This is a genomic window from Tenacibaculum sp. DPLXC6, assembly GCF_056815515.1.
On record NZ_CP141806.1, the window covers coordinates 1,154,113 to 1,180,180 of the forward strand.

Annotated in this window: 25 protein-coding genes; 21 read left to right on the top strand and 4 right to left on the bottom strand. The window is 33.3% G+C overall.

What is annotated here, in order from left to right:
• The first annotated feature begins 10 nt into the window (after window positions 1-10).
• Complete coding sequence (locus tag VCM48_RS05095) at window positions 11-1,996, top strand: GTP-binding protein (RefSeq protein ID WP_482271865.1); 1,986 nt, start codon at window positions 11-13, stop codon at window positions 1,994-1,996.
• Here VCM48_RS05095 and lpxK read toward each other — a convergent pair.
• Window positions 1,993-3,027: a tetraacyldisaccharide 4'-kinase gene (gene lpxK / locus VCM48_RS05100; protein ID WP_482271866.1), complete on the bottom strand. Its 1,035-nt coding sequence runs from the start codon at window positions 3,025-3,027 to the stop codon at window positions 1,993-1,995. The two genes, VCM48_RS05095 and lpxK, sit on opposite strands and share 4 nt — an antisense overlap.
• Before the next feature lie 102 nt (window positions 3,028-3,129).
• Here lpxK and VCM48_RS05105 point away from each other — a divergent pair, with 102 nt between their 5' ends.
• The 20 genes from VCM48_RS05105 to VCM48_RS05200 all read left to right on the top strand — a co-directional run bounded on the left by VCM48_RS05105 (window position 3,130) and on the right by VCM48_RS05200 (window position 22,557).
• The gene (locus tag VCM48_RS05105; RefSeq protein WP_482271867.1) at window positions 3,130-4,224 is read left to right on the top strand and encodes a Nif3-like dinuclear metal center hexameric protein; all 1,095 of its coding nucleotides are present in this window, start codon (window positions 3,130-3,132) and stop codon (window positions 4,222-4,224) included.
• 3 nt (window positions 4,225-4,227) lie between these two features.
• Entirely contained in the window at window positions 4,228-4,998 is a 771-nt protein-coding gene (locus VCM48_RS05110) for a zinc ribbon domain-containing protein (protein WP_274640166.1), read from the top strand.
• A gap of 145 nt (window positions 4,999-5,143) precedes the next feature.
• Window positions 5,144-6,541 (top strand): FAD binding domain-containing protein, encoded by a 1,398-nt coding sequence (locus VCM48_RS05115; RefSeq protein WP_482271868.1) that lies wholly within the window; start codon window positions 5,144-5,146, stop codon window positions 6,539-6,541.
• Between the two features lie 8 nt (window positions 6,542-6,549).
• The gene (locus VCM48_RS05120) at window positions 6,550-8,802 is read left to right on the top strand and encodes a xanthine dehydrogenase molybdopterin binding subunit (protein ID WP_482271869.1); all 2,253 of its coding nucleotides are present in this window, start codon (window positions 6,550-6,552) and stop codon (window positions 8,800-8,802) included.
• A 120-nt stretch (window positions 8,803-8,922) separates the two neighbouring features.
• A complete protein-coding gene (locus tag VCM48_RS05125; RefSeq protein ID WP_482271870.1) occupies window positions 8,923-9,297 on the top strand; it encodes a hypothetical protein in 375 nt (124 codons plus the stop codon).
• A gap of 6 nt (window positions 9,298-9,303) precedes the next feature.
• Window positions 9,304-10,248, top strand: coding sequence for an XdhC family protein (locus tag VCM48_RS05130; RefSeq protein ID WP_482271871.1), 945 nt, complete (start codon window positions 9,304-9,306; stop codon window positions 10,246-10,248).
• Window positions 10,249-10,263: 15 nt separating this feature from the next.
• Window positions 10,264-10,866 carry a Crp/Fnr family transcriptional regulator gene (locus VCM48_RS05135; protein ID WP_482271872.1) on the top strand — a complete coding sequence of 201 codons (603 nt, stop codon included), beginning with the start codon at window positions 10,264-10,266 and terminating at the stop codon, window positions 10,864-10,866.
• Between the two features lie 51 nt (window positions 10,867-10,917).
• Window positions 10,918-11,367: a DMT family transporter gene (locus VCM48_RS05140; RefSeq protein ID WP_482271873.1), complete on the top strand. Its 450-nt coding sequence runs from the start codon at window positions 10,918-10,920 to the stop codon at window positions 11,365-11,367.
• Window positions 11,364-12,095, top strand: a complete 732-nt coding sequence (locus tag VCM48_RS05145; protein ID WP_482271874.1) for a GNAT family N-acetyltransferase — start codon at window positions 11,364-11,366, stop codon at window positions 12,093-12,095. Before VCM48_RS05140 ends, VCM48_RS05145 begins: the two co-directional genes overlap by 4 nt.
• Before the next feature lie 76 nt (window positions 12,096-12,171).
• Window positions 12,172-12,753: a Crp/Fnr family transcriptional regulator gene (locus VCM48_RS05150; protein WP_133537053.1), complete on the top strand. Its 582-nt coding sequence runs from the start codon at window positions 12,172-12,174 to the stop codon at window positions 12,751-12,753.
• Window positions 12,754-12,811: 58 nt separating this feature from the next.
• Entirely contained in the window at window positions 12,812-13,153 is a 342-nt protein-coding gene (locus VCM48_RS05155; RefSeq protein ID WP_099213826.1) for a hypothetical protein, read from the top strand.
• Window positions 13,154-13,158: 5 nt separating this feature from the next.
• A complete protein-coding gene (locus VCM48_RS05160) occupies window positions 13,159-13,737 on the top strand; it encodes an NAD(P)H-dependent oxidoreductase (protein ID WP_482271875.1) in 579 nt (192 codons plus the stop codon).
• A gap of 504 nt (window positions 13,738-14,241) precedes the next feature.
• The gene (locus tag VCM48_RS05165) at window positions 14,242-14,961 is read left to right on the top strand and encodes a suppressor of fused domain protein (protein WP_415268516.1); all 720 of its coding nucleotides are present in this window, start codon (window positions 14,242-14,244) and stop codon (window positions 14,959-14,961) included.
• A 109-nt stretch (window positions 14,962-15,070) separates the two neighbouring features.
• Complete coding sequence (locus VCM48_RS05170; protein WP_482271876.1) at window positions 15,071-15,607, top strand: SMI1/KNR4 family protein; 537 nt, start codon at window positions 15,071-15,073, stop codon at window positions 15,605-15,607.
• Between the two features lie 43 nt (window positions 15,608-15,650).
• A complete protein-coding gene (locus VCM48_RS05175; RefSeq protein WP_482271877.1) occupies window positions 15,651-15,986 on the top strand; it encodes a hypothetical protein in 336 nt (111 codons plus the stop codon).
• Entirely contained in the window at window positions 15,983-16,393 is a 411-nt protein-coding gene (locus tag VCM48_RS05180; RefSeq protein ID WP_482271878.1) for a hypothetical protein, read from the top strand. The genes VCM48_RS05175 and VCM48_RS05180 overlap by 4 nt, the downstream gene beginning before the upstream one ends.
• A gap of 103 nt (window positions 16,394-16,496) precedes the next feature.
• Window positions 16,497-17,033 carry an HD domain-containing protein gene (locus VCM48_RS05185; protein ID WP_482271879.1) on the top strand — a complete coding sequence of 179 codons (537 nt, stop codon included), beginning with the start codon at window positions 16,497-16,499 and terminating at the stop codon, window positions 17,031-17,033.
• Window positions 17,034-17,541: 508 nt separating this feature from the next.
• Window positions 17,542-19,680, top strand: coding sequence for an amino acid permease (locus VCM48_RS05190; RefSeq protein WP_482271880.1), 2,139 nt, complete (start codon window positions 17,542-17,544; stop codon window positions 19,678-19,680).
• Between the two features lie 108 nt (window positions 19,681-19,788).
• A complete protein-coding gene (locus tag VCM48_RS05195; protein WP_053056683.1) occupies window positions 19,789-20,598 on the top strand; it encodes a hypothetical protein in 810 nt (269 codons plus the stop codon).
• A gap of 117 nt (window positions 20,599-20,715) precedes the next feature.
• A complete protein-coding gene (locus tag VCM48_RS05200) occupies window positions 20,716-22,557 on the top strand; it encodes a PLP-dependent aminotransferase family protein (RefSeq protein WP_482271881.1) in 1,842 nt (613 codons plus the stop codon).
• Between the two features lie 300 nt (window positions 22,558-22,857).
• On the opposite strand, the gene rlmF is transcribed toward VCM48_RS05200, so the two are convergent.
• Genes rlmF through VCM48_RS05215 form a run of 3 tightly spaced genes read right to left on the bottom strand, consistent with a single transcriptional unit; the run spans window position 22,858 to window position 25,972 of the window.
• Window positions 22,858-23,712, bottom strand: a complete 855-nt coding sequence (rlmF, locus tag VCM48_RS05205; protein WP_482271882.1) for a 23S rRNA (adenine(1618)-N(6))-methyltransferase RlmF — start codon at window positions 23,710-23,712, stop codon at window positions 22,858-22,860.
• A complete protein-coding gene (gene bshC / locus VCM48_RS05210; RefSeq protein WP_482271883.1) occupies window positions 23,712-25,307 on the bottom strand; it encodes a bacillithiol biosynthesis cysteine-adding enzyme BshC in 1,596 nt (531 codons plus the stop codon). The genes rlmF and bshC overlap by 1 nt, the downstream gene beginning before the upstream one ends.
• Window positions 25,307-25,972, bottom strand: a complete 666-nt coding sequence (locus VCM48_RS05215; protein ID WP_482271884.1) for a class I SAM-dependent methyltransferase — start codon at window positions 25,970-25,972, stop codon at window positions 25,307-25,309. Before VCM48_RS05215 ends, bshC begins: the two co-directional genes overlap by 1 nt.
• Window positions 25,973-26,068 lie beyond the last annotated feature (96 nt).

Here is a 26,068-nt window from a genome sequence, read left to right on the forward strand (position 1 = left end):
ATATTGATTTATGGAATATTCTAACATTCTTAACATAGGTATTTTAGCACATGTTGATGCAGGTAAAACTACCTTAACAGAACATTTACTATATCATACGGGCGCTATAAGAAATATAGGAAGTGTAGATAAAGGTTCTACTGTTACTGACAGTTTAGCTTTGGAAAAAGAACGTGGAATTTCCATAAAAGCTGCAACTACTTCTTTTATCTGGAATAACACCAAAGTTAACCTCATAGATACCCCTGGGCACGTAGATTTTTCGAGTGAAGTTGCAAGAACATTATGTGTTGTAGATGCAGTTGTTTTAGTTATCTCGGCAGTTGAAGGTGTTCAAGCACATACTTTAACTATTACAGATGCTTTACAAAAGTTAGAAATTCCTACGATAATTTTCATCAATAAAATTGATCGACAGGGAGCCGATACTGAGAATGTTTTAGATCAAATAAAAAATGAGCTTCAATTTAAAATTGCTCCCATTTACACTGCTCATGATGAAGGATTAGATACTACATCCATCAGTCCTGTTTTTAATAACAGTTCAGTAACCAAAGAACAAAAAGAAACCTTTTTAGAAGAGTTAATTGAAACCAATGAAAGTTTGTTAGAGCAATACTTAAATGGCAATACTATTACTGATGAAACTTACATCAAAGCTATTATAAAAAACACCTCAAATGCTTCAATATCACCTGTGTTTACAGGATTTGCTAAAAACAACATCGGTGTAAAAGAGTTACTAGACGGATTAACAAGTTTTATCAAACCAGACAAAAACAATAATTCTCAAGAAGCCTCTGCTTATGTATACAAAATAGAGCATCATAAAACTCAAGGTGTTATGGCACATATAAAAGTATTTTCTGGTGAGCTATCCTCTAAATCGGTTATTTACAACCACACCCAAGCTTTAGAAACTAAAATAAACCAATCAAAAGTTTTCCATCATACAAAACATATTGACGCTACCATTAAAACTGGTGATATTGGAATTATTACTGGGGTCGTTGATACAAAAACTGGAGATATTTTAGGCAATCCCGAAGGAATTCCAAAATTACCCGAATTAAACACACCTGTTTTAAGTGTTCAAGTACTACCTGATAATGATAAAGATTATAATGCCTTAGCACAAGCATTACAGATCATTGACAAAGAAGATCCTACCCTTCAATTCAAATGGCATAAACCTGAAAAGGAACTCTTATTATTACTAATGGGCGATATGCAAATAGAGGTACTAACCCATGTATTACTGGAACGATTTTCAATTCCTGTTCGTTTTACCGAACCTCAAATTGTATACAAAGAAACCATAAGCAAAGCTGCAGAAGGTTATATTCGCTACTGGATGCCTAAACCTTGTTGGGCTATTATGACTTTTTTAATTGAGCCAGCTCCCTTAAACTCTGGTGTTAGTTATCAATCTATTGTATCTAAAAATGACATCCATAACAAGTATCAAAACGAAATAGCTAGAACAATTCCTAAAGCTTTAGAACAAGGTTTGCTTGGTTGGGAAGTTACCGATGTAAAGATAACGTTGATTAAAGGTGAAGACCATAATGTACACTCAAGACCTGGTGATTTTAACTTAGCTACTCCTATGGGAATTATGAAAGGTTTACAAACTGGTGGAACACATTTATTAGAACCTTTAGTTCGCTTTGAAATAAAAACCAATGAAGAATTTTTAAGTAAAATTATTTCTGAACTTACGACTAGAAGAGCTACTATCGACTCTCCTACTTTTCAAAATGAAATGATGCATCTTACAGGAACAATTCCAGTAGCTACTTCTTTAGATTTAAGTATTAAGTTAAATACTATTTGTAGTGGTCGCATACGTTTGCGAATGGTTTTTCATGGCTATGACACATGTCCTGAAGGAGAAGGTAAATCGAGAGATTTTAAAGGAGTGAACCCATTAGACGAAGCCCAATGGATATTGCACCGTCGTGGTGCTTATAAAGCTGACGAAAGAGTAATTTAACTCCTCTTTTTTATTTCTTCTAATACCAAAGAATCAAAAATTTCATCTTCACTTAAAAACTTACTTTTTATAGAAATATAATTTAGTCCGTCAATTTTACCTTCTAAACGCATATAATCCTTTTCAGTAGTTAAAATTATTTTTTGTTCAGATGGTAACTCTTCAAAAGATTTCTTAATATTCTCTATATCTTGCTGAGTAAAATTGTGGTGGTCTGGGAAGTTTAGGTGTTTAAAACCTACTTTCTTTTCCTTTAAAAAGTTTAATAATGAGGTCGGATTCGCAATTCCCGTCACTAACAATACCTCTTTATGCTGCAAATCAGCAATTGCTAATTTATCATCTGTTCCTTTTAAATTTTCATCGTAAGCAATCGTTGTAAAAAATACTTTTTGATACGACTTCGGATTTATCTTTCGCACTATCTTTTCTTGTGCAGTTTTCGGTAAATTCTCAGGACATTTAGTAACTACAATCACCTTTGCTCTTTTAGCTCCTCTCCTACTTTCACGTAAATTCCCTGTTGGCAATACAAAATCTTCAACATATAAGTCATTATACTTAGTCAGTAAAATATAACTACTTGCAGTTACTTTTCTGTGTTGATAAGCATCATCTAACAATACTACTTGTGGTGGATTATCATTCTGTAACAACTGCTGAATTCCGTTTGTTCTATCAGCATCCACAGCCACTATAATATCATTTTTAAATTTCTTGTAAAACTGTAGTGGTTCATCACCAACATCTTCTGCGGTATGCATATCATTTACCAGTTGAAATCCTTCTGTTTTACGTTTATAACCACGACTTAACACCGCTATTTTATAATTATCCTTCAACAAACGTATCAAATATTCAATCTGCGGAGATTTTCCTGTTCCACCAACACTTAAATTTCCAACAGCAATCACTGGGATATCAAAAGAAGTTGATTTTAAAACACCTAGATTAAAAAACCAATTACGAATCCTCGTAATTACATCATACAAAACAGCAAACGGAAATAATAAAAATCGAAGTAGCTTCATTACACCAAAAGTAATAATTTAAGTATTAATGTACAGGATACTTTTATTTTCATTTTTCTACTTTGTAACTTTGCTATAGTAATATTTTGAAAACGTACCCAAATGCAAATAAAAGACGTCACCAACTATATTGAACAATTAGCACCGCTTTCGTATGCCGAAGATTTTGATAACGTTGGTTTATTAATAGGTAATTACAGTACTGAGGTTACAGGAGTTTTAGTTACGCTAGACACCCTTGAAGAAACTGTAGATGAAGCAATTGCTAAAAACTGTAATCTTATTGTAAGTTTTCATCCCATTGTATTTAGCGGATTGAAAAAGATTAACGGCAACAATTATGTAGAACGCGTTGTATTAAAAGCTATTCAAAATAACATTGCTATTTATGCTACACATACAGCTTTAGACAATGTAAATAATGGTGTTTCAGCAAAAATGGGAGAAGTTTTAGGTTTAGAAAACATGAAAACCTTAATTCCTAAAAAAGGAATCATTAAAAAACTAACAACGTATGTTCCTTCTCAAAATGCTAACAACCTTCGTAACAAATTATTTGAAGCAGGTGCAGGAAACATTGGTAATTACGACAACTGTTCTTTTAATACAGAAGGAAAAGGAAGCTATAAAGGAAACGAAAACTCTAACCCTACTATAGGTAAAAAAGGAGAACTCATGTTTGAAGAAGAAACCTGTATTACGGTAACTTTCGACTCTTTTTTAGAAGGAAAAATACTCTCAGCATTGTTTAAGAATCATCCGTATGAAGAAGTTGCCTATGAAGTTATAACCTTAGACAATCAAAATCAACATGTGGGTATGGGTATGATTGGAGAACTTCCATCAGCCATGAATGAAAAAGATTTTTTATTATTTGTAAAAAAAACATTTAAAACTGGCTGTGTTAGACATTCTGAATTACTCGACAAACCTATTAAAAAGGTAGCTGTATTAGGAGGTTCAGGAAGTTTCGCTATTAAAAATGCGATGCGAGCTGGAGCAGATGCTTACATTAGTGCTGATTTTAAATATCATGAGTTTTTTAAAGCAGAAAAAAGAATATTGCTTGCAGATGTAGGACATTATGAAAGCGAGCAATTTACAAAAAACCTTTTAGTTGATTATCTTAGCAAAAAATTTAGTATTTTTGCAATTATTTTAAGCGAAAAAAGTACAAATCCAATACACTATATTTAACAGATGGCAAAAAAAGAAGTAACGGTAGAAGAAAAATTAAGAGCGTTATACGATTTACAGTTAATCGATTCTAGAATTGACGAGATTAGAAACGTTCGCGGTGAATTACCTTTAGAAGTTGAAGATTTAGAAGATGAAGTTGCCGGATTAAACAAAAGACTTTCTAATTTAGCTGAGGATGTTAAAAATTTAGAAACTGATATTAGTAACAAAAAGTTAGCTATTGAAGAATCTAAAAACTTAATTACTAAGTACGAAGAACAACAAAAAAATGTTCGTAATAACCGTGAATTCGACTCTTTATCTAAAGAAATTGAGTATCAAGAATTAGAAATTCAATTATCTGAAAAGAGAATTAAAGAATACAAAGCTAAAATTGCTCAAAAGAAAGAGGTTATTGATAATACCAAAGAAAAATTAGCTCAACAAGAAGCACATTTAGCTCACAAAAAAGGTGAATTAGACGCTATCTTAAAAGAGACTGAGAAAGAAGAGCAATTATTAAAAGAAAAGTCTGAAGAGTTTTCTCAATCTATTGACAAACACTTGTTAACAGCATACAAAAGAATTAGAACTAAAGTAAGAAACGGATTAGCAGTTGTTGCTATTGAGCGTGGAGCTGCTGGAGGTTCTTTCTTTACTATTCCACCACAGGTGCAATTAGAAATTGCAAACCGTAAGAAAATTACAATTGATGAGCACAGTGGTCGTATTTTAGTAGATCCAGCTTTAGCACAAGAAGAAAAAGAAAAAATTGACAGCTTATTTGCTTAATATTTTTCTTAAAACATATACAAAGCCTCCAATTTGGAGGCTTTTTTGTTGCTATAAGTTTTTAATTATAAAATTGGTGACTGTTAAAAATCAAAGCCTCTCGCTTTTCACCTAACGTTACATTTTCGTATCTTGCATTCTGCTTATGATACAATTTATATTAAATAATCAGGTAATAAAAACTACAGCAAACGCTGGTATTACCTTACTCGACTTTATTCGAGAACATCAACAATTAAAAGGCACAAAAATAGGATGTCGTGAAGGCGATTGTGGAGCTTGTACTGTTTTAATTGGTGAATTAAAAGATAATAAACTTAGTTACCAAAGTATAACTTCTTGTATTTCTCCCTTAGGAAATGCTAACGGGAAGCATATTGTTACGGTAGAAGGAATTAATTTACCTAAAGAACTAAACACTGTTCAAAAAGCAATGGCCGATAATTATGCGACACAATGTGGTTTTTGTACACCAGGATTTGTAGTTTCTATGACTGGTTATGCTCTTGACAGCAAACAAACAACCTCATGTAACGATGCTATTAGTGGAAATATTTGTCGTTGTACAGGTTATAAATCGATTGAAAAAGCAGGTTTTGAAATAGAACAAAAACTGCAACAGAAAGATAACAACCAGCAAATCGACTGGTTAATCAAGGAAGGTTTTATTCCTAATTATTTTGTAACTATTCCAGAAAAATTAACTCAATTACAACCAAAAACCTTTGAAAAAACAGGTGTAAAAGTAGCCAATGGAACTGATATATATGTACAGCATGCAGATAAAATGGCTGAAGAAGATGTACATTTATTAACCGATAAAAACGCTTTAAAAGAAATATCTTTTACTGAAGGATTTTGTACACTGGGTGCTAATACAACCGTTACCGAAATTGCAGAAAGTAAACAACTGCAAACCCTTTTCCCTAAACTCAAGCAATTTTTAAAACTTGTTTCTTCTGAGCAAATCAGAAATATGGGAACTATTGGAGGTAACTTTGTAAATGCCTCACCTATTGGTGATATGTCTATTTTCTTTTTAGCATTAAACTCAACGTTAACCATTCAAAAAGAAGATGGAAACACGCGACAAATTCCGTTTCAAGAGTTTCATCAAGACTACAAAACATACGATTTACAAGAAGGCGAAATCTTACAGTCGATAACTTTTAAAGTTCCGCAGACAGAAGACAATTTTAATTTCGAAAAAGTAAGCAAACGAACACATTTAGACATTGCTAGTGTAAATTCCGCAGGAAGAATTACACTAAAAAATAATACAATTACAGATGCACATTTTTCTTTAGGAGGTGTAGCTGCAATTCCGAAGTATTTATACCAAACCAATGCCTTTTTAGCAGGAAAAGCAATCAGTTCTGAAATCATCAAAGAAGCAGAAGCTATTTTACAATCAGAAATTTCTCCTATCAGCGACGTTCGTGGAGCTGCTGACTATAAGCGATTGTTAGCAAGACAGTTATTTTTTGCTCACTTTTTAGAGCTATTCCCTAATCAAGTTGAACTTAAAAAACTAATTGCCTAATGAAAACGATGAAAAACATAGACAGTTTTACACATGTTAGAGGAGAATCGTTATTTGTTGACGATTTAATGCTACGCCAAGACACCTTATTCGGATTGGTTTTTGATTCGCCAAAAGCACACGGAAAAATAAAATCGGTAGACTATTCCAAAGCCGAAGCGCTAGACGGCGTTGTAAAAATATTTACCTATAAAGATGTTTTAGGAGAAAATCAAATTGGTGGTATTATTCCTGATGAACCTTTATGGACAGAAGATGAAGTACATTTTTGGGGACAACCTATTGCTTTTATCGTAGCTAAAAGTGAAGCGATTGCTAAAAAAGCGAGAACTTTAATTACCATAGATATTGAAGAACTTCCCGTAATTACAACAGCCAAAGAAGCCAAAGAAAAAGGTAGTTTTATCAATGCTTCTCGCTCATTTAACTTAGGGAATACTCAAAACGCATTTAGCGAATGTGAATATGTGTTTGAGGGCGAAACTTTTTCTAACGGACAAGAACATTTATACCTAGAAACACAAGGTTGTTATGCAGTACCACAAGAAAACGGAAATATAAAAATTACTTCCTCTACGCAAGGACCTACTGCTGTACAAAAAACAGCAGCAAAAGTGTTGGGTATCCCAATGCATAAAATTGAGGTAGATGTAATTCGTTTAGGTGGTGGTTTTGGAGGAAAAGAAGACCAAGCTACCCCATGGGCTGTAATGGCTGCCGTTGCTGTACAACATTTGAATCGTCCAGTAAAATATATGCTGAATCGACATGATGATTTACGCATGACAGGAAAACGCCATCCATATTCATCATTCTATAAAATAGGGTTAACAAAAGACCTAAAAATAAAAGCTTTTGAGGCGGAGTTCTTGCAAAACTCTGGCGCTGCAGCTGATTTATCTCCTGCAATTGCCGAGAGAACTTTGTTTCATGCTACCAATAGTTACTTTGTTCCCAACGTGCATACCACAGTGTATAGCTGTAAAACCAATTTACCGCCTAACACGGCTTTTCGTGGATTTGGTGGTCCGCAAGGTATGTTTGTCATTGAAAGTGCTATTGCCGATGCCGCTGATAAAATAGGCATTAACAAAAGAGAAATACAAGAAGCAAATTTATTGGCTGAAAATGATGAGTTTTCTTACGGACAAATAGCTACCGAAGTACAAGCACAAAACTCATGGTTTAGTGCAAAAGAACAATATCAACTTGAAAAATTAGAGCAAGAAGTTGCCGACTTTAACAGTAAGAATGACCGTTACAAAAAAGGTATCTCATTAATGCCCATCGCTTTTGGTATTTCGTTTACCAATACCCCAATGAATCATGCACGTGCATTGATACATATTTATCAAGATGGAAGTGTTGGCGTCTCTACAGCTGCTGTGGAAATGGGACAAAGTGTAAACACCAAAATGCTACAAGTAGCACAAAGTGTTTTAGGAATTTCGGCAGATAAGGTTAAACTGGAAACGACTAACACTACGCGTGTTGCCAACACCTCACCTTCTGCTGCGAGTTCTACTGCCGACCTCAACGGAAAAGCAGTTGAAATGGCTTGTAATTCGTTAGTTGAACGACTAACAAAAGTTGCCGCTGACATGCTTTCTTCCGAAGAAAAAAACATCTCCTTCAAAGAGAATTTTATTTTTACAAATAATCATAAATCAGAGTTAACATGGGAAGCTTTAATTGCTCAAGCGATGCTGCGTCGTGTAGCATTGTCTGAAAATGCCCATTATGCTACTCCTGTAATTCATTTTGACAAGACCAAAGAAAAAGGACATCCGTTTGCCTACCATGTATATGGTACTGCCATCACAACGGTTACTGTAGATTGTGTCCGTGGCAATTATGAAATTGACAGCGTAAAAATTGTACACGACTTTGGTAAAAGTATGAATATGGGAATTGATTTAGGGCAAGTTGAAGGTGCTTTAGCACAAGGAATCGGCTGGATGACCTTAGAGGAAATTGCCTATAATAATGATGGACGCTTGCTTTCGAATGCGTTATCTACTTACAAGGTTCCTGATATTTTTTCAGCTCCCAAAACAGTAGAAACCATTCCGTTAAAAACGGAAGGAAATCAAATGGCTATTAAAAAATCGAAAGCAGTTGGTGAGCCTCCATTAATGTATGGAATTGGGGCTTATTTTGCCATTCAGCAAGCAGTAAAAGCCTTTAACCCTAATTATAAATTAAAATTCCACGCTCCTTTTACACCTGAAAAAGTATTAATGGGATTATATGAAAAATAAAAGCTTATCAAACTACAATACACCAAACAAAATATATTTAGGGGTGCGTTAATTTATAGCATTGGAGATACCATTGCATCCCTATTACTAAACGAGTTTTCAATATACAGACTTCTCGGAATGGTAGTTATTGGTGCCACCGTTTATGCTTTTGAAATCCCTAATTATTTTAATTGGATAGAAAAAAAGACAGCCAACAATAACGGACTCAAAAGAACTATAGCGAAAACAATATTAGCCATTGCTTACTTTAATCCGCTTTGGATTTTTAGACATTTACTGTTTATCAAGTTATTTTCTGGAAATTTTGACCAAATAACCAGTAATTTATTCATAGTTGCTTGTTGGTCGTTTTTAGTGAACATCCCTATTTCCTTTATCGCTAATTTTATCATTCAAAACAAAGTAAAACTCGATTGGCGTTTTTTAGCAAGTGCTATATTCTCAGCTCTTATGGCTATTTACTATGCACTAAGCGAAACCATTTTTAATTAGACGTTTATGGAATTTTGGCAACAGTTATATACAAAACTTCAAAATAAACAGAAGGTATACCTCCTAACAGTAATTGAAAACCTTGGTAGTTCTCCTGGTCGAAAAGGTTTTAAAATGTTAATTACTGAAGATGGTTTTATTTACGGTTCTGTAGGTGGTGGTGTTATGGAGTTTGCGCTTGTTGAAGAAGCCAAACAACTACTACAACAAGAGAATCCACCAACGTTTAGTAAAAAACAAATTCATAAAGGAAATATCAAAGATGGCTCGGGTATGATTTGTTCGGGTGAACAAACAGTTGCTTTTCATTGCTTAGACACTAGGCATCGTTCAATAGTATCAACCATTATTTCTTCTTTACAGCACGGTAAAAAAGGAACTTTACACTTATCTCCTATCCTATTTGATTTTACTCCTGATATTCTAGAAAGTCAGTTTGAGTATGACATCAACTCAAAAGAAGATTGGTATTTTAAAGAACATATCGGTTTTAAAGAAACCTTGTACATTGTTGGTGGTGGACATGTAGGCGTTGCTGTTTCTGAACTTTTTGTAAAGCTAGGTTTCTATGTTATTGTTTTTGACAATAGAGAAAACCTCAACACATTGGAAAACAACCAAACTGCTCATAAAAAACAGGTTATTGATTATAAAGACATTGAAAACTACATAGAAGAATCTTCTTCAAGCTATGTAGCTATTATGACCAATAAATATACTGATGACAAGTTGGTATTGAGTAAGCTCCTTAAAAACAACTATCAATTTTTAGGTGTTTTAGGTAGCAAAGCAAAACTACAAACGATGTGGGAAGTTCTGCAAAACGAAGGATTCACTCAAAAAGAATTGAGTAAAGTACAAGCACCTATTGGACTTTCTATAAAAAGTGAAACGCCTGAGGAAATAGCAGTAAGTATTGCGGCACAAATCATACAAATAAAAAACACTTAAACCGTATAAAGAGTAATGGATCAACCTAATGAATATAAAGCCTTTTTAGCAAGTGTTTTTAATCGTTATGCTACGGTGAGTGACGAGGCGATTTCTTCTTTGTTTTCAGCTGCAAAAATTCACGATTTAAAAAAGGGAGCTACTTTATTACCCTTCGGAAAGGTGTCAAAACACATACACGTGCTATACAAAGGCGCAGTAGTTTCTTGTTTTTTACATAAAAACGGTACGGTATATCATAAAAACATCTTTTTATCAGGTAGTTTTATAGGTTCTGTAGTATCATCACTTACCAACACACCTTCTCAGTTTTCTCTAGAAGTTATAGAGGATTCTACAGTTATTAGCTTTCCGTATGATGTATACAGGCAACTTATTAGAGAAAACCAAGACTTGCAAAACTTCTATATTGCTTATCTTGAAAAAAACTGGGTAATTGACAAAGAGAAACGAGAAATTGACATTGTTTTAAAAGAAGCTAAAGAACGGTATCTCGATTTTGTAAACACTAACCCTAACATAGAAAATAGAATACCATTACACTATATCGCCTCACACTTAGGCATTACTCCCACTCAGTTAAGCCGAATTCGTAAAAGCATTAAAAAAAGTGTGTAGCAATCAACATATGTAAAGAAAAAAGTTTTATTTCCTTTCCATCTTTGCAGTATGAAAATATTCTTTTTATACTTTTTGGCCTTTATTGGTGGAGTATCACTAGCTGTTCAAGCAGGATTTAATACGCAACTAGGTACTATTGTAAAACAACCTGTTATTGCTGTTATAGCCACTTCTATAGCCAGCGCTATTTTTGGATGCTTATTCATATACCTGTTCAAAGAAGAAAGTATTCAACTAACTATAGCGCAACAAGTACCTTGGTATTTATGGTTTATTGGCGGACTTTTTAGCATGATTGGTATTTCTCTTTATTTTTACACCATACCAAAGCTAGGTATTTCAAAAATGATTGCTTTTGGTCTATGTGGTCAGTTGGTTTTTTCGTTATTCGCAGGAAAATTTGGTTGGTTAAACTTGCCTGTTGAACCTATAACTACCAAAAAGTGTATTGGAATTGTTTTCATGGCAATTAGTATTATTTTAATCAACTCAAAATGAAAAAAGTAGTATCAAACATAAACAACTTAACCTCTTTATGGAAGTCTGCTGCGGCTCCATACCAAGGTTACCATAAAGAAACATTTTTTGAAAGCGCTTATATACAAAACGCTCAGTGGCCTAATAGAATTTGGACTAACCTATCTCCTTCTGAGAATCAGCTAAAGGAGATACAACAGCAAATGATTAGTAAAGACAATCATTTTACATTTTCTTTATTTACACTTCCCAGTCAAGAAAACAATATGGAGCTTGACGGTAAAATCCAGTTAAAGTCAACTCAATACGGAATGAGTTTAGAACTAAAAGAAAAGTTTGAAACTCAAAGACACATTGATTTTAAAAGAGTAGAAAATAAAGAAGATGCTGATGTTTGGAGCAATGCCTTTTTTAAAGCCTTTAATTACGAAATAAGTACAGCAACCATTTTAAAAACTAAAGAAACCATACCCTACTATCTTGTTTATTTTGAACAAGAACTTGTTGGAACCGTAATTTTATACACCACAAATACGATTGCTGGTTTGCACAGCTTAGGTATTATACCAGAAAAAAGAAAACAAGGTTTTGCTACTGAAATTATGCGTCACACATTGAATAAAGCTATTGACAACAACTTATCCTTAGCTACATTACAAGCCTCAGAAATGGCAAAAGAAATGTATTTAAAATTAGGGTTTTCTTTAGACTTTTTAATGAAAAATTATGGTATTGTCAATCCCTCTTAAAAGTACAGCATATTAACACACATAACTTTTGAACTTAGTAAAAAAATAGTAGGTTTGAAGCTACTAATGAGAGAGGATGAATTATAAAGAAGTCTTTAAAACAATTGAGGAAACTTACACTCCGCTATCTACTGAGTGTCAACAAGAATTAATTGCCAGTTCAAAAGTTTGTGTATATAAAAAAGGAGACATTGTTGTACGAGAAGGGCAATTCTCTAAAAAAGTCTTTTTCATTGTACAAGGATGTTCAAGAGCATATTACTTAAAAGATGGTAAAGACATTTCTGATTGGTTTACTTTCGAAAATCAGTTTATGGCTTCCATCGTTAGCTTTTTTAGCAATGAACCAAGTCCGCATTATGTTGAATTTATTGAAGATTCAACCGTTTTGGAATTTTCAAAAGATACGGTTGATAAGCTTTCTCAAAAGCATCACGACTTTGAACGCTTAATTAGTAAGATAGTCACTGAAACCATGTTAGGGCTTTGCGAACGATTATACACCATTCAATTCAACAAAGCAGAAGAAAGGTATAAACACCTGCTAAGTATTTATCCTTTTATAACCAACAGAATTCCCCTTACACATATTGCCTCTTATTTAGGAATAACTCTTGAAACGTTGAGCAGGATAAGAAACCCCAAAAAACGAATTTGATTTATATCAAATGATAAACCTTCCATTTACAGCAATTTTGCTAACAAATACAATAACAATGGAAGATAACAACAAACAACAACTAAAGTCAATCTGGGGAAAATGGTGGGAACCTATTAGAAAGTGGTTTTACCCCGCTTGGTTAATCTACGAAACTTCAGTTCGGTTTTATGAGTATGCCTTATCGGTTCATATTTACTTTAATAATCCGCAAAACAATATCGCTTCTTATATAGGAGAAGCTAGCACCCAAATTTTAGGTATATTTTGTAGCCTCAGCACTTTTGTAATTTGTACTGCCTTTTTAACAATACCTACCTGTTTTATACTGTATAAGTTTTTTAAAACAGAAAACTTAACAGGTTCTCAATTTGAAGCAACATTAAAACCTATTTTTTAAGATAAATGAAGAAAATACTCATTATAAACGGACACCCAGACAAGGAAAGTTTTAATTATGCCCTTTCTGAAGCTTATAAAACAGGCGCTAAGAAATCGACTGCTGAAATACAGGAAATCAACATCCGAGAATTAAACTTTAACCCTAACCTTCAATTTGGCTATCGAAAACGAACAGAACTTGAACCTGACTTATTAGAGGCACAAGAAAAACTAAAGTGGGCAGATCATTTGGTGTTAGTGTATCCTATTTGGTGGGGCTCTGTACCTGCAATTATGAAAGGTTTTTTAGATCGAGTTTTACTCCCTGGCTTTGCTTTTAATAAAAAAGAAAACTCTTTATGGTGGGATAAATGTTTTACAGGAAAAACAGCCAGAATAATTTGTACGTTAGATCAACCTGCTTGGTACTATAAGTGGATATATAGAAGCCCGAGTCATAATGCGATTAAAAAACTAACATTAAACTATATAGGAATAAAAAAAGTGCGAATTACTACTATTGGTCCTATAAGACTCTCAAAAGAAAAGTTTAGAGGTAAATGGTTGAAAAAAGTAGCAACTCTTGGAACAATGAACAAATAATAATGCCCTATTATTCATTCAATATGCTAACTAACATTTTTCTACACAATACGATATTTTATCTTTTTATTGTTTGGTATCACTCCCTTTAGACGGGGAGTATCGTTCCCCTTAGGTGTATGGTATCACTTTCCTTAGGCTTCGTGTGTTGACCCGATTAGGCTTCGTGTGTTGACCCGATTAGGCTTCGTGTGTTGACCCGATTAGGCTTCGTGTGTTGACCCGATTAGGCTTCGTGTGTTGACCCGATTAGGCTTCGTGTGTTGACCCGATTAGGCTTCGTGTGTTGACCCGATTAGGCTTCGTGTGTTGACCCGATTAGGCTTCGTGTGTTGACCCGATTAGGCTTCGTGTGTTGACCCGATAAAAAAGTTACACTTTTTTATCTTCCTTTTTTTATATTTGGAAAAAAATTGCTAAAACTTCTCCTTACTCTACCATTATAGGAATGTAATAGTGATTTTATTATGTATATAAACTAGTAAAAGCTTTAATAATCAAAAAATGGAAAAGTCAGAATCAGGAGCACCAATTTATAAGTACAATGAAAAAGATAAAAGAAACTTTGAAATAGCATCGGGTGAGCCTTCAATTGAAGAAATTTCTAATCATATTGAGAAACATATAGGTAAAATCGACCTAGTTTTTCACGAAATAATCTCTGATCAAGTTCACATTGATATTCACTGGGTAAAACCAACTGAAGAAAAACCTTTTCATACCTTTGTTACGTCGGGAATGAGTGATAAACCCATGCAAACACCAGAAGGTATTGAAGACTGCGACTTTTGTGAACTAAGTATTTGTTTACCTAAAGAATGGAAGGTTTCTGAAGAAGATTTTAACGATGAAAATAATTATTGGCCTATACGTTCGTTAAAATTTCTAGCCAGATTTCCGCATGAATACAATACTTGGTTAAGCTATGGACACACCATACCTAATGGACATCCAGCAGAGCCTTTTGCAGAAAACACAAAGCTGAACACGATGGCCTTATTACCTTCAGTAATTTTTGGAGAAGAATTTCATACTTTAAAACTTAAAAATAAATCAATAGATTTTTACACTTTAGTTCCTCTATATACCGAAGAAGTAGAGCTTAAACTAAAAAAAGGTGTGGAAGCCTTATTTGATGGATTTGATAAGTTTGGTGTTAATGATGTCTTGGACTTAAATAGACCAAATACAGTAAAAAAGAAAAAGTTTTTTGGGTTGTTTTAAACTAAGTAATATAAAACATTACTTACACATTTCCTTATATAGACAACCTCTCTAAAATTAGAATTCAACATGAACACCTCATAACCAAAAATTTAACTACAATTAAAAAATGGAGCAAATAATTGATGAATACCTAAAAGAACTCACCGATCTTCAATTAAATAAACTACCAACCAAAATAGTTACAGAAATGGCTGACCCAAATCAAGATGAAAACGAAGAGTGGAGAATTTGGAATCCAGTTAAAAGCCAAGTAACTGACATTGAAATTGAAGAGTTTGAATCAAGACTTGGGCATAAGCTTCCAAAGTCATATATAAAATTTCTAAAGTATAAACACTTTTATGAGCTTCAAATTAGTGAGTGTTCCTTCTGTGAACATCCCTTAGGTATTTGGAGAGCTTCTTTATCTGAAATGATTTTTAATGGATATCCTCGTGAACTTTTGTTAGATAAAGGAAAAATACCTTTTGCTAATTGGAGTGATTGGGGCTTATTATGTTTTGATACAAATAATAAACACACAAATAATGAATACCCCATAGTTTTGTGGGATCATGAAATGTTTGATGAGTTTGAACCAAAGTATATTAATTTTGAAGCGATGATTAATGAATTGAATAGTGACGCAAAAAGAAAATGCTAGCTAACAGTGTAGTTACCTCATTAAATATCTAAAAAACAAAACCTTGAACACTACAGAAAAAACCAAGTCGTATTTCTTACTATTAGGTTTAATCATAATCATTGGTTTTCCATTATATATAATTATTAAAAATAATCTTGTAGCTAATAATGGAATTGAATCTACAGGAACCATTATTAATAAAGAAAAAGTATTAAGTGGTAAACCTATAAGCTATAGATATTATTTCACAGTTGAATATAAAGTAAAAAACAAAATAAACATAAGTAAATTGAGTGTGGATAAAAACATCTACAAAAAGTATAAAGTAAAGGATATTATCTACTTGCTTTATGACAAAAAAGACATTAACTATATTATACTCAATCAAAACAAGTGAAAATAGACACCGATACACTACCTAAATGCTCATTAGAAGAGAAGAAGTTTTCTTGGGGAGAGCCATATTTAGTTGTAACCCCAATATTTGATATGGTAATACCACAAGAATTATCTGATCTTGAATTTTCTGTTGAAATATTTATAAAAAATAACTTCCGAAATCAACTATTAGAATTTTACAATGTTTTGATTAATTATGAAGAAAGCAATCGGATTGAAAATTTCGAGGATACCATACCAGAACAACTTCGTAAAGAAGTGTTAGCAAAAATTAAAAGCTTTCTTGACTCTGAAAAAAAATTAACCCCTTGGGAGAAATACGATGAATATGGAAAAGAACTAGATTTTTTGTATAAGTTTGAAGAAGAGTTTAACCGAAAAATATTATTTATCAACCCGAAATAGAGCCACAGTAATTATTATAAGTAATTACTTGTTCTCAACTACTTTTCACCCTCTTGAACAATAATATACTGAAAAACTCTTCTCTAAATAGAAAACACCTTAAATGACACAAGAACTATATCAAAAAGCAATAAAATTTGCTGGAGAAAAGCACAAAGATCAAAAAGTTCCTGGAACAAACTCTAACTATTTACTACACATCTCTAACGTTGCTATGGAAATAATCTTAGCACATAATGCAGCTAACAATTTCGATTTGAATTATGCTGTTCAATTAGCGTTACTCCACGATACATTAGAAGATACTGATACTGACTTTTCGGAGTTATTGAACATGTTTGGAGAAAAAGTTGCTATTGGTGTTCAAGCATTGACTAAAAATAAAAATCTTGATTCTAAAAAAGAGAAAATGACAGACAGCTTGAACCGAATAAACAAACTTGAAAAAGAAGTTGGAATGGTAAAATTAGCAGACAGAATTACAAACCTTCAAGAACCACCAAAACATTGGAAAAAAGATAAAATTCAAAACTATTTATCTGAAGCTATCGTAATTAATGAAACACTAAATAACAAGAATGAATATTTAAATAAAAGATTAGACAATAAAATTACTGAATACAAAAAGTATATTAAATAAAAACATTCCACGTTACCAACCCTTAGTATAAGTAGCCAATCCCCCCTATTCTGAAAAATTACTACCATATCTTTAAACTACATTTCTTTACTAACATTTTTCTACACGGTAGCATATACCACTGTTTAAAATAGCTCCCCTTACTATGGGAGAGTCACTCCCCTTAGGCAAGGAGTATCATTCCTCTTACCGTGGGAGAGACATTCCCCTTAGGCAGGGAGTATCGCTCCCCTTACCATTGGGGTGTCATCCCGATTAGGCTTGGGGTGTTGTTTCCATTACCGTTGGGGTGTCATCCCAATTAGGCTTGGGGTGTCGCCCCGATAAAAACTACACTTTTTTTTCACCCTATAAAACAACCAGCAAAGCCTAGTCTTTCCATCTAAAAAAGACTCTAAAAGAGCATATTACAAACACTATCTTAATCAAACCACGCTTAAAAAGTGTAATTTTTTTCATATCTTCTCATGGTCTAACCACTTAATAATAAGCCTTAAACGCAAAAGTCATGAGGAACAAACTAAAAAAAGACTTAGGATTATTTGATGTTTTTGCCATAAGTACTGGAGCTATGTTTAGTTCTGGTTTCTTTTTACTACCAGGAATCGCTTCACATTACACAGGGCCTTCTGTATTTTTAGCCTACTTACTTGCAGGTGTATTAATACTGCCCACCATGTTTAGCATTGCTGAAATATCAACAGCCTTACCACGATCAGGTGGAGCATACTTTTTTTTAGACAGAAGTTTAGGACCACTCATGGGAACCATTGGCGGACTGGGTACCTATTTTGCTTTAATGCTTAAAACAGCCTTTGCTATTATTGGTATTGGTGCTTATGCCGCTATATTTTGGGAAGTACCTACCAAAATAGTTGCCATTGTGGCTACTCTCTTTTTTATGGCGTTAAACTTAGTAGGCGCAAAAAAAACCTCCGCCTTTCAAAAAGTATTTGTCATATTCCTATTAGTCATTTTGGTTGGTTTTATTGCAGATGGTCTTTTCTCCATCTTCACTTCAGATACTATCACCGATGAATCTATTAACAAACAATTTACTCCTTTCTTTTCAAACGGATTTGGAGGTATGTTTACCACCATAGGTTTTGTTTTTGTGTCCTATTTAGGACTCACTCAAATAGTAAGTGTTGCAGAAGAAATTAAAAACCCTGAAAGAAACATTCCTTTGGGTATGATACTTTCATTAGTCGTTACAGGATTAATTTATGGTTTGGGTGTTTTTATTATGGTTACACTTATTGAGCCTACTGCCTTTGCTAACGAACTAGCACCAGCAGCTACAGCCGCAGAACAACTTTTTAAATGGTTACCCGATAATGTAGGAGTATTATTAATGTCGGTAGCAGCCCTTGCCGCTTTTGCCTCAACAGGAAATGCAGGACTATTATCTGCATCGCGATATCCGTTTGCCATGGGACGCGATAAACTGTTTCCTGCTATTTTAGCTAGAATTGGTAAAAAGGGAAGTCCTATAGTCGCTATATTTTTAACCACAGCATTAATTATTGTATTCATTCTACTACTATCAGAAGAAGGTATTGTAAAGCTTGCGAGTACCTTCCAACTGTTAATTTTTATCTTTATTAACTTCTCTGTTATTGTTTTTAGAAAAAGTAAAATAGAATCGTACGACCCTGGCTATTTATCTCCATTATACCCATTTATGCAGGTTATTGGAATTGTTATTTCATTCATCCTTATTATTTATTTAGGATGGATGCCTATACTTTTTACCTCAGGTATTATTGTTATTGGCTTACTTTGGTATCACTTCTATTCCAAAGGAAAAGTAAAACGAGAAGGTGCTATTTTTCATTGGTTTGCGCTTTTAGGGAGGCATCAGTACGACGAGTTGGAAAATGAATTAATGACTATTTTAAAAGAAAAAGGACTTCGTGAAGGGGATCCTTTTGATGAAACCGTAATTAAGTCGAAAATAAAAATAATTAAGGATACTACTAACTTTGACAAGGTCTTAAATATCGCTTCCGATTATTTTTGTAGGGAGTTAGACCTCAACAAAGAAGGAGTACTACACAAATTTTTCCAATCGATACCCGATGAATCTGTAATAGCGTTACCTGGTATTTTAGTTTTTCATGCCAAGTTTAAGAGTGTTACACATCCTTCCATGAAAATTGTGATTTCTAAAAACCCAATTGAAGGAACACTTCCTTCGGGTGATTATGAATTTAAAAAGCCCATACAAATCTGTGCTTTTCTAATTAATTCTGATGAAAACCCAAAACAGCAACTACGTATGCTATCGAGACTTCTTGATATTTTAGAACGAGAAAAAATCGTAAAAACCTTGCTTAAAATGGATAGTCACAGAGAAATTAAGGAGTTTTTACTACAAAACGAGCGATTTGTAAGCATCAAACTACTTGAGGGAACTCCGCAAGACACTATGATTGGAAAACAGCTAAAGGATATTCAGTTACCAAAAGATGTTTTAGTGGCTTTGGTTGAAAGAAACGATAAAACGTTTACTCCTAACGGTTCAACTGTTTTAGTAACAGATGATGTACTCACCATACTTGGGGAAACCAAGTCTATCGCAAAACTGTATAAAGAATATATGAGTTATGAAATAGATAAACTGGATACGGAGGAGACTAGTTAATTTTTGGTTTGGTTCTAAAGCTATTTGAACAACTAGTTATCAGTAAATATTTAACATTAAAGTGAGCTTATAAGCTTAATTAATTACATTAAGTAACATTTGATTAAAATGAAAAAACAAAATTCAATCGATTTAATAGTTGAAAACCTTTTAAAAGAGTTCTCTAAAATTAAGAATTTTGATTTAACCCAAAATGATCCAATGGGTAATAAATTCTTCAATTTTGTTGTTAGGCTTGTTTCAGAGTTTAATGCTTATCAAAACCTATTCATTCAATGTTACCTTCCCGCTTCTCGCAATTCTATAATTGAGGCAAAAAGAGAAATAAAACATTCAAAATACAAAGACTTTTTTCATATTAATGAAGAGGAACTCAAAGAGAATTACTATGAAACTATACGTCTTGGATACGTTGGTGCTTATCACAAATATGAAGGGTATATCAAACGACTTTTACCTTTAATGGATGAATTCTTCAAAGGCTTGGATTTCGAAAATGAATTTATTCCTCTTGAAAATTATCTGAGAAATGAATTTGATATTGTTTTAAAAAAAACAGTAAATAACTTTTATATAACTAGAAAAATTAACTGGATAAGTAACTGTGTAAAACATTATGATGGGTTTCCGGTAAAGGAACCAATACCAAAAGGATTTGAATATTTAAACAAAGAAAAAAAAATCCAAATAGAATCCAAGGAATTCAAGTCTGATATGGAGTACCTGATTACTCACAATAATTTAATGCTATCAACTTTCTTCTTGATAGGGTTTCATCAGTTTTTTGGGTACGAGTTTAGCTCTATTAAGAATCAATTAAAACCAGAAAATCAAGAAGAAGAAAAAGTTATAAAAATGCAAAAAGGTTTGAAGTTGGTAATTGAAAGAACCTTTGAAAAGAAAGGCATCATTCAATAATAAACTATAATCCATTATTTTTCTTACTATAAGAAAACGATAACGAAACAAAACTCTCAACTCTTTCCAAAAAAATCTAATTAACGTATCTTGCAGTCTTATTAAAAGACACCTATAATGCAAGACAAAAACTTACATACATATATAAAAAATGTTGTAGAAAATATGCCAGCAGATTGGTTAAACCTAACCACGCACCGTCTGGATATTTATGTAGAAAAGCTAGCCAAAACTCAGTTTTTAGAGCAGTTTGATGATTTGTATAAAAAAAACGATGCTACTGCTTCAGCTTTAAGCGAGTTGCCAACTGCATACGATTATATTCGTTTAGGGCATCCGTTATCGTCTGTATTAGAGTGGACGATAGCCAAACTATACAACACAAAAGCAGCAAATGTAATTAGTTTTTCGTCACAAACAGTTCCTGTGTTGGCTGTGCTAAGAGCGAATTTATTTGCAAATAAAAACACGCAAATAGTGTATACCAATGAAATCCCTAGCTTTTTTGATGCTGAAGTAATTAAAAATGTATACGGATATCAGTTTGAATTAAAAAAGGTGGATAATGTTGAAGCTATTCCTGAGTTTGATGGTAGCACCGTATTGATTGTTGAACAAGAAACTATTGGCAACTTTACCATTGTACCAAACGTTGATTTTTACATCAATACACACCCTGAATTAGGAAGCTTTTTATTAGTTAACGGTGAGCAAAACGACTCTTATATTTCAGACATTCAACATGTAAGAAGAAGAGAAACTATTGCCATGACTCCATCTAATTCGTTAAAAGCGTTAAAAAGCCTTATCGATGAGCCGTATGAGGTTACAGTAACTGACGTAGCACAAAACAAAGCAAAGGTTGAGAGACTCATCAATGAAATTACCAACACCAGCACAAAAGCGTTAGTAGCTTCAAGTGGACTTTCAATACAATATGCTATTTTAATGGGATTGATTGATGATGCTCTTGAAAACCATAAAGGGAAAGCTATTAAAATTGTAGTGCCTCCAAACTGTTATGGTGGTACAAACGACCAAGCAAGACGTGTTGCTGCTTGTTTAAACAACGTAGATATTGTTGATTTACCTGTTGATGGAGACAATGATATGGTAGAAAGTATCGATACCGTGTTAACCAACATTGCAGCACAAGATGCGATTCCGTATATCATTGCAGAAATTCCGACCAACCCAAGAGTAGAAGTACCAAATCTTACCGATTTAAGAGATGTTTTGAGTAAAAAACGTACGACTCCTACTGGTGAAACAGCGGTTGATCCTGTGTTTATTCTAGATCAAACTTTCTGTCCGAATGTTCACTTTTTAGGAGATACAGACATGTTAGCCAATATTAGAACTATTTCGTTTGCAAGTGGTTCTAAATTCCCTAGTGGTGGAAAATGTACTGCTGGATACTGTGTTGGAAATAAAACAACCAACGCGTTAATAGAAAAAATAGAAAAGCACTTACATATTTGCGATAACGAGGCTACACCGCTTCAATATGAAATATTAGCTGCACAAATGCCTTCGATGACGCAACGAATTAGTGACGCTTATAAGAATACGCGTGAGTTTGTAAACTTTATTCATGAAGTGTTACCTGATGCTAAAATCAATTTTGTTTCAGAAGAACTAGCAGCACAAGGATTTACACCATCGGTATTTTCGTTAGATCTTCCTACCAAAGGAAATACTGCGGAAGAAAAAGAAGCGTATAAAAGAGCCTTAAACTTAAAGCTTATCAATTTAATGATTACTGAAATTCCGAATGAAAGTAAGTATTGTGTAAGCTACGGACAGTTAAAAGGTTGTTACTGGACGATTCCTGCAACCTCAACACAAGGAACTACCAAAGAAGGGGATAAAGATTATATTGCTCGTGTAGCACTTTCTCCTAATATGGATTTAGAGCTTCATAAAAAAGTTTTCTTAGACTTTGTAAAAGGTATTTAAGAACTACAAAACGTCATAGCGAGGAGTGATAACTACGTGGCTATCTTACTCTCTACATAAAGATTACTTCGTTATCACTCGTAATGACAAAACAAAACGTTGTTTCGACTATATGAGTGACTCCTTTTTTAAAGATTTCTCCTTTCGTTACACTTCAGTTCGAAATAACAAAACAAAACGTCATTTCGAAGGAGGCTACGACTGAGAAATCTCAATAATCAGAGTAACCAACCTTAGTAAGATTTCTCCCTTCGGTCGAAATGACGTTTATTTATTATTTTAGAAAGTTTCTTTCCTTTTCTAAAACCTCCAACACACTATACGCGTTACCTTGTTTCCTTGGTGCATAGGAATTACTTTAAATTCTTTAACTCCTAATTTCTTACCTGAGTTCTGTAAACTTTCTACGTTTTCTTTTTTAGAAACCAAACTTGTAAACCATTTACTTACTTTCGGATATTTAGAACTCTCATATAAATAGGTATGCAAAAAAGCTTTTTCTCCACCTATATACCATAGCTCGTTTGAGTTCCCTGCAAAGTTACGTACTGCATTATTCCCTAAGTTTCTCGATTTTCTTCGGTTGGCTCCTCTCGCCTCTTCTGCCGATTTATAAAATGGCGGATTACACATCGTTACCGTAAATGCATCATCTGCTTCTATAATTCCTTCTAAGATATGTTCTTCTTTAAACTGTTGTCTTAATTCAACCTTATCAGTAAAATCATTATCATCTATAATATCTTGAGAATAATCTAACGAATCTAAATCGATATCGGTTGCTACAAAATTCCAATCGTATACTGCAATTCCCAACAAAGGATAAATACAACTTGCCCCTGTACCAATATCTAACACCGTTACATTTTCCTCACCTGCAACTAAATCAGCTAAATGATGAATATAGTCCACTCTTCCTGGTATTGGTGGACATAAATTCTCATCAGAAAAATTCCAATGTTTAATATTATAATGAGCTGTTAATAATGACTTATTAAACTCTTTTACTGCTATTGGATCAGAAAAATCGATGGTTTCCTTCTCAAATTTTTCAATGATAAATTCAGAAAGTTTCGGGTACTTTTCTACTAATAGCGTGAAGTCGTATCCTTGGTTGTGTATGTTTTTAGGATGTAATCCTTTTTTTGTGCTCATTAAAGTGTAATAAGGGTAAACTCTAGTTGTAACGGATGTAAGTTTTCTTTTAGAATTGTTATGAAGTCTGCTCCATACTCTAAATAGAACTCAGAAAAATTACGTTGACGCTCTTCTAAACTTTGATTAGGTAATAATTCGTTTTGCAAAGCTACGATTCTTTCAACCATTTCTTTTTGACGTCGTTTTTCTGCTCGTAACCATCTTTTTTCAAGGTTTTCTAACCCTTTAACCTGCTTTCTTTCTTGTGCATTTACAGCCCCTAAGAAAGAAACATCGGTTTTTTTAGCTAGCTCACGTAAATCATCAAATTGTTGTTGTAAAAACTGTTTTTGCTTGGTAAAATCTACCTTAGTATCGCCGTTAGCCAACACTTTTCTTGCTAGTAAGTCGTCTTGTTTTAAAAAGAGTTCTTCTTCTGAAACGTTTAGTTTTTCTAACTTACCTAACTGCTTTTCTGAAAGTATTTGAGCTGAGTTTCTTAATAACAAAATAGGAAACGGAACATTTACTTTATCAAAATATGCCTTTAACTCTAACCAGTAGGCTAACTCTCCTCCTCCACCTATGTAACATAGGTTCGGTAAAATTACCTCTTGGTATAGTGGACGCATAATTACGTTTGGAGAAAAGCATTCTGGTTGACTATGTAAATGGTCTAGAATTTCATCCTTTGTCCAAGAAATATCTGTATTATTTACTTTGTAAATTCCGTTTTCAAGAACAATACGTTCGCGAATCCTATCAGTGATATAAAACAAGTTTATCTCACGCGGATTTACTTGTATTTTATATGATTTCTCTAGTTCTGTAATTGTTTTCGATACTTCTTTATAAGAGGTTTCGTGCAACAAATCGTATTCTACATACGGTGTTAGTGCTCTTTTTAATTCTCTTTCATCAGCATCTAAAATTACCAAACCATACTTTCCAAAAAGTTTATCGGCTATATATCTAATTGCATCTGCTAATGTTTTGTGTTGCAAGTATCCTTTTTCAAATATCTCTTTTATTTGAACAGCATTTTTTGAACTTCCTAAATGTTCTGCAAACACTTCAAAAACATCTTGTAACCCTTCGGTTGTAAAACGCCCTACTGGTCCTGTTTGGTCAGAGTTCCACTGTACTTTTATCCCTTTAAAATTAAAGAAGTTAATTTCTTCAAAATCGTGATCTTCAGTTGCCATCCAATATACGGGCACAAAATTCTCATTCGGAAATTGCATTGACAAATGCTCACACATATTTATAGTTGATATAATCTTATATAAAAAGTATAACGGCCCTGTAAATAAGTTCAGCTGATGTCCTGTTGTAACAGTAAATGTATTCTCTTCTAGTAAGCTTTCTATATTTTTTTGCGTGTCGAACGACAAATCAATGTCTTTGTATTGTTTTCTCAATACTTCAACCAATCTTTTTCTTTGAGTACTTGAAATAGGATTTGCTTTCTTTTCTTCTAGTTGCTTTTCAAAGTTTCGTAAACTCGGATAACGGTTATAAAAAGGTTGAATATTTTCATCAGCCTTTAAATAATCCTCCATTGTTTTAGAAAAGAATCCTGTGTTTTTATAAGGTATATTGGTTACGTTCATTACTTGTGCGTTCTTTGAAATAAGGTGTAAACATACGGACGTTCTCCTCCGTACGGATTTACAAATGTGTGATTAAAACTATTAACTAAAACAAAATCGTTTCCTAATTTTTCTTGTAGCATTTCCGTATTGTAACGTTGTAATTGCAGTCCACAACATTTTTCTGCTCCGTCTAAAGCAAAAACAGCAATAATTACAAATCCATCAACTTTTACAAGCTTCTTTAATAAATTAAAATAGGCGTTCTGTTCTTCGGTTTTTAAAAAGAAGTGTAGTACCGCTCTATCATTCCATACATCAACTTCATCAAACTCATATAACTTGGTTGGAGTCACTAAATCATCAGCTATAAAATTAACTTTTGATGCATCTTTTCCTAATCGATTTTGTATATCGGTTAAAGCTTTTTCAGATAAATCATTTGCTATTAAACCTGAATATCCATCAGCTACTAGCTCGTCAATTAACATGGATGAACCAACGCCTACATTTAAGATTTTAGCGTCTTTAGATACTTTGGATTCTTTTAGTAATTGAATAGTTTCTTTCGAACTTTCTTCGAACCAGCCTAGTTTTTCTGTTGGATTTTTTACATAGGCAGCATTCCAGTGTTTTTTATAATTAATTTCTTCCGGAATGTTACACTCACTCTCTTTTGTAGTCATAGTCCAAAAATAGGAAAATTTAATCCTTTGTCGAAAACTTACCAGACTTCTAACAGATTTTTAACTACATTCTTTTTTTAACCATCTATTTAGGTA

Bases quoted from the DNA above. Each gene is read 5' to 3' on its own strand.
- VCM48_RS05165 (WP_415268516.1), top strand. From the start codon at position 14,242: ATGGAAAAGTCAGAATCAGGAGCACCAATTTATAAGTACAATGAAAAA.
- VCM48_RS05125 (WP_482271870.1), top strand. From the start codon at position 8,923: ATGGTAGTTATTGGTGCCACCGTTTATGCTTTTGAAATCCCTAATTAT.
- VCM48_RS05130 (WP_482271871.1), top strand. From the start codon at position 9,304: ATGGAATTTTGGCAACAGTTATATACAAAACTTCAAAATAAACAGAAG.
- lpxK (WP_482271866.1), bottom strand. From the start codon at position 3,027: ATGAAGCTACTTCGATTTTTATTATTTCCGTTTGCTGTTTTGTATGAT.
- VCM48_RS05190 (WP_482271880.1), top strand. From the start codon at position 17,542: ATGAGGAACAAACTAAAAAAAGACTTAGGATTATTTGATGTTTTTGCC.
- rlmF (WP_482271882.1), bottom strand. From the start codon at position 23,712: ATGAGCACAAAAAAAGGATTACATCCTAAAAACATACACAACCAAGGA.
- VCM48_RS05140 (WP_482271873.1), top strand. From the start codon at position 10,918: ATGAAAATATTCTTTTTATACTTTTTGGCCTTTATTGGTGGAGTATCA.
- VCM48_RS05155 (WP_099213826.1), top strand. From the start codon at position 12,812: ATGGAAGATAACAACAAACAACAACTAAAGTCAATCTGGGGAAAATGG.
- VCM48_RS05215 (WP_482271884.1), bottom strand. From the start codon at position 25,972: ATGACTACAAAAGAGAGTGAGTGTAACATTCCGGAAGAAATTAATTAT.
- VCM48_RS05170 (WP_482271876.1), top strand. From the start codon at position 15,071: ATGGAGCAAATAATTGATGAATACCTAAAAGAACTCACCGATCTTCAA.
- VCM48_RS05105 (WP_482271867.1), top strand. From the start codon at position 3,130: ATGCAAATAAAAGACGTCACCAACTATATTGAACAATTAGCACCGCTT.
- VCM48_RS05135 (WP_482271872.1), top strand. From the start codon at position 10,264: ATGGATCAACCTAATGAATATAAAGCCTTTTTAGCAAGTGTTTTTAAT.
- VCM48_RS05095 (WP_482271865.1), top strand. From the start codon at position 11: ATGGAATATTCTAACATTCTTAACATAGGTATTTTAGCACATGTTGAT.
- VCM48_RS05160 (WP_482271875.1), top strand. From the start codon at position 13,159: ATGAAGAAAATACTCATTATAAACGGACACCCAGACAAGGAAAGTTTT.
- VCM48_RS05120 (WP_482271869.1), top strand. From the start codon at position 6,550: ATGAAAAACATAGACAGTTTTACACATGTTAGAGGAGAATCGTTATTT.
- VCM48_RS05185 (WP_482271879.1), top strand. From the start codon at position 16,497: ATGACACAAGAACTATATCAAAAAGCAATAAAATTTGCTGGAGAAAAG.
- VCM48_RS05150 (WP_133537053.1), top strand. From the start codon at position 12,172: ATGAATTATAAAGAAGTCTTTAAAACAATTGAGGAAACTTACACTCCG.
- VCM48_RS05110 (WP_274640166.1), top strand. From the start codon at position 4,228: ATGGCAAAAAAAGAAGTAACGGTAGAAGAAAAATTAAGAGCGTTATAC.
- VCM48_RS05115 (WP_482271868.1), top strand. From the start codon at position 5,144: ATGATACAATTTATATTAAATAATCAGGTAATAAAAACTACAGCAAAC.
- VCM48_RS05145 (WP_482271874.1), top strand. From the start codon at position 11,364: ATGAAAAAAGTAGTATCAAACATAAACAACTTAACCTCTTTATGGAAG.
- VCM48_RS05200 (WP_482271881.1), top strand. From the start codon at position 20,716: ATGCAAGACAAAAACTTACATACATATATAAAAAATGTTGTAGAAAAT.
- bshC (WP_482271883.1), bottom strand. From the start codon at position 25,307: ATGAACGTAACCAATATACCTTATAAAAACACAGGATTCTTTTCTAAA.
- VCM48_RS05195 (WP_053056683.1), top strand. From the start codon at position 19,789: ATGAAAAAACAAAATTCAATCGATTTAATAGTTGAAAACCTTTTAAAA.